At 72.0% G+C, this 9453-nt stretch carries 8 protein-coding genes and 1 pseudogene; 2 read left to right on the top strand and 7 right to left on the bottom strand.

Going from position 1 to position 9453, the window contains the following annotated elements:
- Positions 1-91: 91 nt before the first annotated feature.
- The 4 genes from PROKR_RS12865 to PROKR_RS12850 form a co-directional block, all read right to left on the bottom strand.
- The gene (locus PROKR_RS12865) at positions 92-1408 is read right to left on the bottom strand and encodes an extracellular solute-binding protein (RefSeq protein ID WP_036963774.1); all 1317 of its coding nucleotides are present in this window, start codon (positions 1406-1408) and stop codon (positions 92-94) included.
- A gap of 79 nt (positions 1409-1487) precedes the next feature.
- The gene (locus PROKR_RS12860; RefSeq protein ID WP_051432943.1) at positions 1488-2414 is read right to left on the bottom strand and encodes a carbohydrate ABC transporter permease; all 927 of its coding nucleotides are present in this window, start codon (positions 2412-2414) and stop codon (positions 1488-1490) included.
- The gene (locus PROKR_RS12855; protein WP_051432942.1) at positions 2411-3337 is read right to left on the bottom strand and encodes a carbohydrate ABC transporter permease; all 927 of its coding nucleotides are present in this window, start codon (positions 3335-3337) and stop codon (positions 2411-2413) included. Before PROKR_RS12855 ends, PROKR_RS12860 begins: the two co-directional genes overlap by 4 nt.
- A 213-nt stretch (positions 3338-3550) precedes the next feature.
- Positions 3551-4846: a cytochrome P450 gene (locus PROKR_RS12850; protein ID WP_157602041.1), complete on the bottom strand. Its 1296-nt coding sequence runs from the start codon at positions 4844-4846 to the stop codon at positions 3551-3553.
- 177 nt (positions 4847-5023) lie between these two features.
- On the opposite strand from PROKR_RS12850, the gene PROKR_RS12845 reads away from it, so the two are divergent.
- Positions 5024-6223 (top strand): sulfotransferase family protein, encoded by a 1200-nt coding sequence (locus PROKR_RS12845; RefSeq protein WP_036963772.1) that lies wholly within the window; start codon positions 5024-5026, stop codon positions 6221-6223.
- On the opposite strand, the gene PROKR_RS12840 is transcribed toward PROKR_RS12845, so the two are convergent.
- Positions 6193-7116 carry an SDR family oxidoreductase gene (locus PROKR_RS12840; protein WP_036963889.1) on the bottom strand — a complete coding sequence of 308 codons (924 nt, stop codon included), beginning with the start codon at positions 7114-7116 and terminating at the stop codon, positions 6193-6195. The two genes, PROKR_RS12845 and PROKR_RS12840, sit on opposite strands and share 31 nt — an antisense overlap.
- A 129-nt stretch (positions 7117-7245) precedes the next feature.
- On the opposite strand from PROKR_RS12840, the gene PROKR_RS12835 reads away from it, so the two are divergent.
- A complete protein-coding gene (locus tag PROKR_RS12835) occupies positions 7246-7854 on the top strand; it encodes a TetR/AcrR family transcriptional regulator (RefSeq protein WP_051432939.1) in 609 nt (202 codons plus the stop codon).
- A gap of 37 nt (positions 7855-7891) precedes the next feature.
- Here PROKR_RS12835 and serA read toward each other — a convergent pair whose 3' ends face one another.
- Positions 7892-9130 (bottom strand): phosphoglycerate dehydrogenase, encoded by a 1239-nt coding sequence (gene serA, locus PROKR_RS12830; RefSeq protein WP_036963885.1) that lies wholly within the window; start codon positions 9128-9130, stop codon positions 7892-7894.
- A 91-nt stretch (positions 9131-9221) separates the two neighbouring features.
- Positions 9222-9453: pseudogene (locus PROKR_RS32705) on the bottom strand (AAA family ATPase); the annotation flags it as partial.

Here is a 9453-nt window from a genome sequence, read left to right as displayed (position 1 = left end):
GCGGCCGACACGGGCAGGGCGGCGCAGAGGGTCACGGCCGCCGCGAGGGCGGCCGTGACGGCGCGGGGGCGAGGGTTGTGGGGCCGGCGCATCAGTCGACCAGCTTCTGTGCTGCCGCGCCGGCCTTCTCCATGGCGGCCTTCGGCTCCGCGCTGCCCACCAGCACCGCCTGGACCTGCTCGGCGATGACAGTCTCGATCTGGGCGTACTGCGGGTAGACCCAGAACGGGTTGGTGGTGGCCGTGGCGGTGATCCGCTCGGCGAACTGCGCGCCGAACGCGTCGTCCGCCACCTCCGGCAGCGCCAGCGCCGACTCGGTGGCCGGCGGCAGGCCGCGCGCCGCGAAGTACTGCTTGGCGACCTCGACGTCCGACGTCATCCACTTCGCGAAGTCGGCGGCTGTCTCCGCGCCGTCCCCCTGGACGACGGCGAGGGCGCCGCCCCAGACCAGGGCGCGCGGGGTGTCGCCGGCCGCGAGCACGGGGCGGGACCATGCCGTGAGCTTGTCCGCCAGCTTCTTGTCGGGCGAATCGCTGACGACGGCGTCGCGGCCGACGATCGCGTCGTCGTAGATCGCGGCGCGGCCCTGCGCGAACAGCGACCGCGCGTCGAACCGGTCGACGTCGGCCGCGATGAGGCCCTGGTCGTAGAGCGACTTGTACCAGGTGACGGCCTCGACGCTGGCGTCGTCGCCGATGGTGACCTTGCCGCCGTCGAGCAGCGGGCTGCCGAACGTCTCCATCCAGATCAGCACGTCCTTGAGCTGCGCCGCCTTGGTGGACGCCGCGTACGGCACCACGCCGCCGCCGAGCTTCTTGAGGTCCTTGAGCGCGGCCTCGAACTCGTCGATCGTCGCGGGCGCCTCGCCGATCCCGGCCTGCTCCAGCAGGCCGGAGTTGGCGATGAGACCGATCGCGCCGATGTTCCACGGCAGCCCGTACTGCACGCCGTCGAACTGCGCCGCCGTGAGCCCCGCTTGCGTGTAGTCCGCGCCCTGCGCGAGCGGGCCGAGGTCCTGCAGCTTGCCCAGCGCGGCAAGCGAACCGAGCCACGCGACGTCCACGTGTACGGCGCCCGTGACCTGGCCGCCCTTGACCTGCAGCGTGAGCTGGCTGATGTACTCGTTGTACGGGTAGGACACCTCCCGGACCTTGACGTCGTTGGCGTCCGCGTACTGGCCGAGCAGCTCGCGGATCGCCGGGGCGGCCGTCTCCTCGGTCAGCGACCAGGACGCGAAGCTGAAGTCGGTCCTGGCCCCGGCGGCCGCGGTGCTCGCGGCCTGCGGTGCGGCGGGGCCGGCCTCGGGCACGCAGGCAGCCAGCGTGAGCGTGCCCGCGCCGAGGCCGAGCAGCTGCAGCAGGCGACGGCGGGACAGGGTGGTGGTGTCGAGGGCGGGGTAGGCAGGCATGGGAATCCTCCACGATGAGGGTCGGGCGTACGGGGACTGCGGGGTTGCGGCGGTTGGCGGCGGTGGCCGCCCCGCGCCGTCAGCCCTTGACGGCGCCGGCGGTGAGGCCGCCGACCAGGTACTTCTGCAGGGCGATGAAGGCGATGGCCACCGGGAGCGAGACCACCAGCGAGGCGGCCATGAGCTCGGGCCAGGCGGTGGACGCCTCGCCGACGAACGTGTTCACGAGGCCGGGCGGCAGGGTCTGCTTCTCGGGGCCGGCGAGCGTGAGGGCGAAGATGAAGTCGTTCCAGCCGCGCACGAAGGCGAACAGCCCGGCGGCGATGAGGCCCGGGGCCGACAGCGGCAGCACGATCGCGTGGATGATCCGCAGCCGCGAGGCGCCGTCCACCCGAGCCGCCTCGATGAGCTCGTCGGGGATGGTGTCGAAGAACCCCTTGAGCATCCACACGCACAGCGGCAGCGTGAACGTGGTGAAGCTCAGCACCAGCGCGGTGTAGGTGTTCAGCAGGCCGTACGCGCTGAACAGCGAGTACAGCGTCACCAGCAGGAGGGCCTGCGGGAACATCTGCGAGGCCAGCACGAAGTACATGAGCGACCGGCGCCCGCGGTAGCGGAACTTGGAGAACGAGTAGCCCATGTACGCCGAGACCAGCACGGACAGCACGGCGGTGAGCACCGAGACCAGCAGGCTGTTGCGCAGGTAGACGAACAGCTGCTCGTTGCCGGCCAGCGCGGCGAACGCATCGAGCGTCGGCGTGGCGGGGAACAGCCGGGGCGGGTAGGCGAAGACCTGCTCGCGCGGCGTGAGCGAGGTGGCGAGCAGCCAGTAGACCGGCAGCAGGGCGAACCCGCCGCAGACCACCACGGCGGCCCAGGCTGAGATCCGCACCCCGCGGCGCTCGGAGCGCAGCGCGCCACGGCGCACCCTGCGGACCGGGGCGGGGGAGTCCGGCGAGGCCGGCGGACGGTGGGCGGGCGTGCGGGTCGGCGTCAGTGCGCTCACTTGCCCTCTCCCTTCTCGGAGAAGCGGATGTACACGACGACGAGGCCCATCAGGAGGACCATCCAGAGCAGGCCGAGCGCACCGGCGCGCCCGAGGTCGAACCCGTGGAAGGCGGTCTCGTAGACGGCGGTCGCGAACGTCTGCGTGGCGCCGGCCGGGCCGCCCCCGGTGAGGACGTAGATGATGTCGAAGTGCTGGAAGTTCCAGATGAGCTCCAGCAGCAGCACCAGGCCGACGATGCCCTTGACCTGGGGCAGCGTGATCGAGAAGAAACGGCGGACCGTGCCGGCGCCGTCCATCTCCGCGGCCTCGTGCAGCTCGCGGGGCACCGTCTGCAGGCCGGCCAGGAGCATGACCATCATCCAGGGGAAGGACTGCCAGGTCTTGGCCACCACGACCGCGGTCATGGCGGTGCCGGGCTGCGCGAGCCAGGCCACGGGCCCGTCGATCAGGCCGAGCGTCTCCAGGAGCGCGTTCAGCACGCCGTAGTTGGCGTTGAAGATCCACATCCACAGGAACGAGACGACGACGCCGGGCACGAGCCAGGGGATGAGCATGAGGCCGCGCAGCACCTTGGCGCCGCGGATCCGGGTGTTCAGGGCGAGGGCCAGGGCGAAGCCGATGACGAACGGGAAGACCGTCGTGCCGACCGTGAAGACCAGGGTCTGCCCCAGCAGCCGGGGGAAGTCGCCGGTCAGGACGTCGACGATGTTCGCCAGGCCCACGAACGTGCGGCCCGGGACGACCAGGCTCTGCTCGAAGAACGCCGTCACGAGCGCCGCGACGAGCGGGTAGAGCACCACGCCGAGCAGCAGGGCGCCACCGGGCAGGAGCAGGAGCAGGGCGAACTGACCGTCGGTGAGCCGCCGTGGTGGCGAATGTGAATTAGTGTGCTGAAGAGTTTCAAACTGTGAAGCTGACATCGCTGATGTTCCTCGTCGTCGAGGGCGGGCGGCTGGTGCGACCGCAACAATGGCCGATGCTGTGCGGTTCTGTCAATCAGCCGTCCGGAACGTGTCACATGTCGCGGCGGCAGAGTTAACAGAACATCACACAACGAATCAGAGATGAGCGCCAAGAAGAAGCCCGCCGCACCGACCTGGGTCGGGTGCGACGGGCTGACCTGCGGGTCTGCGCTAGTACGTCGGCGGCGCCGTCGTCGGGAACAGGGGTCGGGGCGGCGCCTGCTCGCGTGGCGACGGGAAGGTGACCGGCAGGCGCGCCGGGAACCGCATCCACGGGCTGGTGGCCCACTCGACCTCGTCCGGGTCGCCGTCGAGCGTGACCTGCAGGCGCTGCAGCAGCTCGGCGACCGCGATCCGCGAGACCACGCGGCCCAGGCGCGGCGCGGGGCAGCGGTGGGCGCCGGCGCCGAACGACAGGTAGGCGCGGTTGCCGACGGTGTCCCACGGGTCGTCGGACTGGACCAGCGGGTCATGGTTGGCGGCGTGCACGGCCACGACCACCGGGTCGCCGCGCTGGATCAGCTTCCCGTCGACCACGGTGTCGCGCACCGCGAACCGCGGCATGAGGTTCGGGTTGGTCGTGGAGCGCCACAGCACCTCGTCGAGCGCGTCGTCGATGTGCAGCCGGCCGCCCGAGATGCGGTGCGAGAACCGGGGGTCGCTCAGCACCAGCACGAGGGTCTGGGCGATCCACGCCATGAGCGCCTCGGTCGCGGCGGCGGTGATCGCCGTCAGGGTCTGGGCCCGCTCCAGGTCGTGCTCGAAGTTGTCGTGCACCGACAGCACCCCGGCGATGTCCCGGGTGCCGCGTTCGCGGCTGTACGCGATGTGCCCCGTGACGATCTCCCGGAGCTCGTCGGTCAGGGCGCGGGCGTCGGCCCCCGCCTCGAAGATCGCCCGGGTGATCTCCTGGAGGCGCTGCGCCTGCGTGGGCTCCAGGCCGTCCAGCTCGGACAGCACCAGGAACGGGACCACCGCGGCGTACTCGGCGACCAGGTCCGCCCGGCCGCGGTCCTCGAAGCGGTCGATGAGCATGCCGCACAACCGCCGCGTGATGGCGCCGGCGCGGGTCTCGTCGATCTGCTCCAGCGCGTCGTCGACCGGCGGGCGCAGGCGGGCGTGCTTGGGGCCGTCGGCGTCGGCCAGGGTGGGCTTGGGGGTCTTGGCGAGCACCAGGTGCAGCGTCGAGGTGGGGCCGAGCAGGCCCGCGCCGTGCCCGTTCCAGATCGACGGGTCCTTGATGAACGTGCGGTCGTCGCGCAGCATGCCCACCGCCGCGGAGTGCCCCAGCACCAGCCAGGCGGGGACGCCCGGCTCCAGGTCGACCGGGGCGATCGAGCCCCACCGCGTCCGCAACCGTTCGTACACCGCGTTCGCGTCGGCGGCCGACGTCGTCTCCGCGAGCAGCGTGCGTGCGGTCGTGTCGCCCAGCCGCAGTGCTGGGCCCGACGGCGGTGATGCGGTCACGTTTCCCCTCTCGTGGGCGGCGTGGTCCGGGTCGTGCGTGACACCGGGCACAGGCCCTCGCTCGGGATGCTAACCGCGAGCGGACCGGCATTGCCAGTAGCAATGCCGCAGGTCACGATCAGGTCCGCCGCCCCAGGTCGCTTGTCGCTGCCCGGCCGGATGGGCAGGATGTGCCCTATGCCCCAGGCCACCCCGCTGCTTCGACTTCTCAACGTGCTGCTCGCCCCCGGGCTGCGCACCCGCAAGGACCCGGACGCCGTCTTCGAGCGCCTGCTCGCCGACGCCCAGAGCGGCCGCGTCGCGCTCGGCGACGATGAGCTCGCGGCGCTGGACGGGCTGCGCCTGCTCCTGGCCGACCATGCCGCCAACCCCGACCTGAGCGGCATGGGCTGGTCGAGCACGCAGAGCCAGATCCGGACCCGGCTGACCAACCGCGCGATCGTCCGCGACGTCCAGGCGAGCCGCCCCGAGGTGCGGGACGAGCCGGTGACGGCGCCCGTGTTCGTCGTCGGGCTGCCGCGCACCGGCACGACGCTCACGTACAACCTGATCGCCCGGCACCCCGGCAACCGCGGCCCCAAGCTGTGGGAGATGGACAACCTGGGCCTGCCGCGCCCGCAGGCGGAGCGCGAGAAGCTGATCGCGCAGGCCCGCAAGCGCTACGCGACGGTGGCCAGGCTGAGCCCCGTGTGGGGGCACCTGCACCCGCTGGTCGCCGACGGCGAGGAGGAGGACTTCATGCTGCGTGCCCACACCGAGATGTACGCGACGTGGGGTCCCGCGCCGCGCTATCTCGACTGGGTGGCGAACGCCGACCTCACCGAGGACTACCGGTTCCTGCGCAACGCGCTGCAGATCATGGCCGCGGGCGAGGCCCCGGACCGCTGGGTGCTCAAGCACCCCATGGACCTGTGGCGCATGCCGGAGATCCTGGCGGCGTTCCCGGGGGCGCGCTTCGTCTGGACGCACCGCGCGCCGGCCGCCACGGTCGCGTCCGGCTGCTCCATGGCCGAGGCGACGCAGGTCATGTACATCAAGCCCGGCCGCATCGACCTGGAGCGCATCGGCCAGGAGTGGCTGGGCATCTCGGCCCGCGGCGTGGAGCGCGCCGTCGCCCTGCGCGAGCAGCTGCCCGACGACGCCGTGATCGACGTCGTCTACGACGACCTGATGAAGGACCCCGAGACCGTGGTGCACGGCCTGTTCGAGAACCTGGGTCTGGAGTGGGGCGCGACGGACGACGCGAACCTGGCCGCGGCCCTCGACCGCAGCGGCCACCGCCCGCACGCGTACTCGCTGGAGCGCTACGGCCTGGACGAGGCGCAGGTGGCCGAGGCGTTCTCGGCCTACAGGATCCCGGCCTCCGTCCTCGGCTGACCGGCGGTCATGAAGGCGGCGACGCCCATGTCGGAGCTCACGGCGCGGGCGGCGTCGTCCGCCGCGCGGGCGGCGGACTCGACGGCCTGGCGCTGGGCCTCGGGGGCGACGACGACGTGCCACGGCCGGGTGCCGCCGGGCAGCTCGACGAGCGCGGCGACTGTGTCGGCAACCGCCCGGGGGTCCTCCGGCGTCGCGGTCTGGCGCTCGGTCAGCTCCGTGACGAAGCGCCCCATGCCCTCGCCGTAAACGGACAGTCGGGCCGTGTCCGCGGGCGAGACGGCGTTGTTCCCGATGCTGGTGGGGTAGGGCGCGGGCTCGACGAGGATCGACTCGACGCCGAACGGCGCGAGCTCGTGGCGCCACGCCTCCGTGAGGCTGCCGAGCGCTGCCTTGCTCGCGGCGTACAAACCGCTGTACGGGAGGGTCACCCGGCCCGAGATCGAGCCGATCTGGACGAGCGCCCCGTGGCCCTGCTCCCGGAGGCGGGGGAGGGCCGCCCGATTCACCCGGAGGGCGCCGAGCACGTTGACGTCGAGCTGGCGCGCCGCCTCGTCGGCCGAGAACGCCTCGAGCGGTCCGGGGAAGATCGAGCCCGCGTTGTTGACGACGACGTCGAGCCGCCCCGCCGTCCGGAGCACCGTGTCGACCGCGCGGTCGGCGGAGGCCTGGTCCGTCACGTCGAGCTCGACGACCCGCAGCTCGAGCCGCTCGTCCGCGGCGAGCGTCGTCAGCTCGGCGGCGGCCCGTTCGTTCCGGTCGTCGACGCCGCGCAGCGCGGCGAACACCTGGTGGCCGCGCCGGGCCAAAGACTCCACGGTCAGCCGGCCGAAACCGGAGCTCGCCCCGGTCACCAGCACCACGCGCGGCTCAGCAGTGGTCACGTCGTTCATCAGCATCTCCATCACTCAAATGGGGTGGCACCCCGCTTGTGTCCAAGATATGGAGGGGCACCCCGTTTGTCAACGAGCCGCCCGGCTACGATGGAGGAAAACTCGCCTCGACCACTGGTTGGAGCTCGTGTGACAGAGATCTCGGCCGCCCCGGCGGCACCGGTGCGACCGCTGCGTGCGGACGCCCGGCGCAACTACGACCGCATCCTGGCGGCCGCCGGGGCCGAGGTGGCGCGGTCCGGGGCGAACGCGTCGCTCGAGGAGATCGCCCGGCAGGCAGGCGTCGGTTCCGCCACCCTGCACCGCCACTTCCCGACCCGGCAGGCGCTGCTCGAGGAGGTCTTCCACGACCGTGTCGAGGCGCTGTGCGCCCAGGCCCGGGAGCTCGCGGCGAGCGACGACCCGGGTGAGGCCCTCGTGACCTGGCTGCGGGCGGTGGCGGTCTACGGCGCGACCACGCGCGGTCTCGCTGCTTCGCTGATGATGGGCCCGCCCCACCCGCCGTCGGGTGCGGGCTGCGGGTCGATGCTGCTCGACGCCGGCGGCGAGCTGTTGCGGCGCGCCCAGGGCGCCGGTGCAGTGCGGCCCGAGACCACGATGGTCGACCTGCTGACCCTCGTCAACGCCGTGTCGCTGGTCACCGAGGGGGTCGCCGACGCCGCGGACGAGGCCGTCCGGCTCGTGTCCCTCGCGATCGACGGGGTCCGGCCGCTACCCGTCTCCGGGCCGGCGGCCTGACCGGTGCCGGTGGGACCACCGGCACCGGCCGCCGGGGTCAGCGGGCCGCCGGTCCCGGCGGGAACTCAGGGCGCTCGAAGGCGTCGCGGATCCGCAGGCGGATCGTCGCGTCCAGCGCCTGGAGCTTCTTGGACGCACCCCGCTCGGTCACGTCCGAGATATCGGTGACCACGTAGCCGATGTCGCCGCGCGTGGCGAGCATCTGGCCCTCGATGTTGGCGCCGTGGTCGGCGAAGATCTGGTTGACGGTGGCCAGCACGCCCGGCACGTTGCGGTGCAGCAGCTTGATGCGTCCCACGCCCGTGTGCTCGAGCTGGAGGTTGGGCAGGTTGACGCTGAGCATCGTCGAGCCGGTCGTCACGTAGTCGCTCAGCTTCTTGGCCACGAACTGGCCGATCGCCTCCTGCGCCTCCTCGGTGGAGCCGCCCACGTGCGGCGTGAGGATCACGTTCGGCAGGCCGCGCAGCACCGACTCGAACGCGTCGCCGCGCTTCTTGGGCTCCTGCGGGAAGACGTCGACCGCGGCGCCCGACAGGTGTCCGGAGGTGATGCGCTCCGCCAGCGCGTCGACGTCGACCACGAACCCGCGGCACAGGTTGAGGAAGATCGCGCCCGGCTTCATGCGGTCGAACTGCTTCTCACCGAACAGGCCGGCGTTGCCGGAGCGGCCGTCCACGTGCAGCGTGACGATGTCCGCGGTCTCCAGGAGCTCGTCCAGGGTCTCGACGCGTCGCGCGTTGCCGAGCGCCAGCTTCTCGGCCGTGTCGAAGAAGATGACCGACATGCCCAGGTTCTCGGCGAGCACGGAGAGCTGCGAGCCGATGTTGCCGTAGCCCACGATGCCGAGGGTGCGGCCGCGCACCTCGTGCGAGCCGTCCGCCGACTTGTCCCACACACCCGCGTGCAGGGCGCGGTCGCGTTCGGTCATGCGGCGGGTCAGGGAGATGATCTCCGCGATCGCCAGCTCCACCACGGAGCGCGTGTTGGAGAACGGCGCGTTGAACACCGCGACGCCGCGGTGGGCGGCCGCCGTCAGGTTGATCTGGTTGGTGCCGATGCTGAAGGCACCCACGCCGACCAGGCTGTCGGACTCGGCCAGCACCCGCGCGGTCACCTCGGTCTTGGACCGGATCCCGAGGAGCTGCACACCGTCGAGGGCGGCGATCAGCTCGTCCTCGTCGAGGGCTCCCTTGCGGTAGTCGACCTCGTACCCGGCCGACTCGAGGATCGGGACGGAGGTGGGGTGGACGTTCTCGAGGAGAAGGGCTCGCTGCACGCACCCATGGTGCGCCAGGGTGCGGGCGAGCGACAAACGGATGGGGGCCACGTCCCGCCTGCTGGGACGGCAGGTGGACGTGGCCTCGCGGTCAGAACCCCTCGGGCAGGTCGCGGGCGTGCAGCACCACCAGGCGCTGCGTCGGCCGGGTCATCGCCACGTAGAGGTCGCTGGTGCCCCCGGCGCCCTCCGCGATCGCGGCCGGCTCCACCAGCACGACGGCGTCGAACTCCAGGCCCTTGGTCTCGCGCGGGCTGAGCACGGTCACCTGCGCGTCCTCCGGACGCTGGGCCGCGAGCCGGCCGGCCTCCTCGGAGCCGACG

This window comes from Promicromonospora kroppenstedtii DSM 19349 (assembly GCF_000515355.1).
Classification (GTDB): domain Bacteria; phylum Actinomycetota; class Actinomycetes; order Actinomycetales; family Cellulomonadaceae; genus Promicromonospora; species Promicromonospora kroppenstedtii.
Note: the sequence above shows the minus strand (reverse complement) of the source record. Positions and strands in the feature narration are given on the sequence as shown.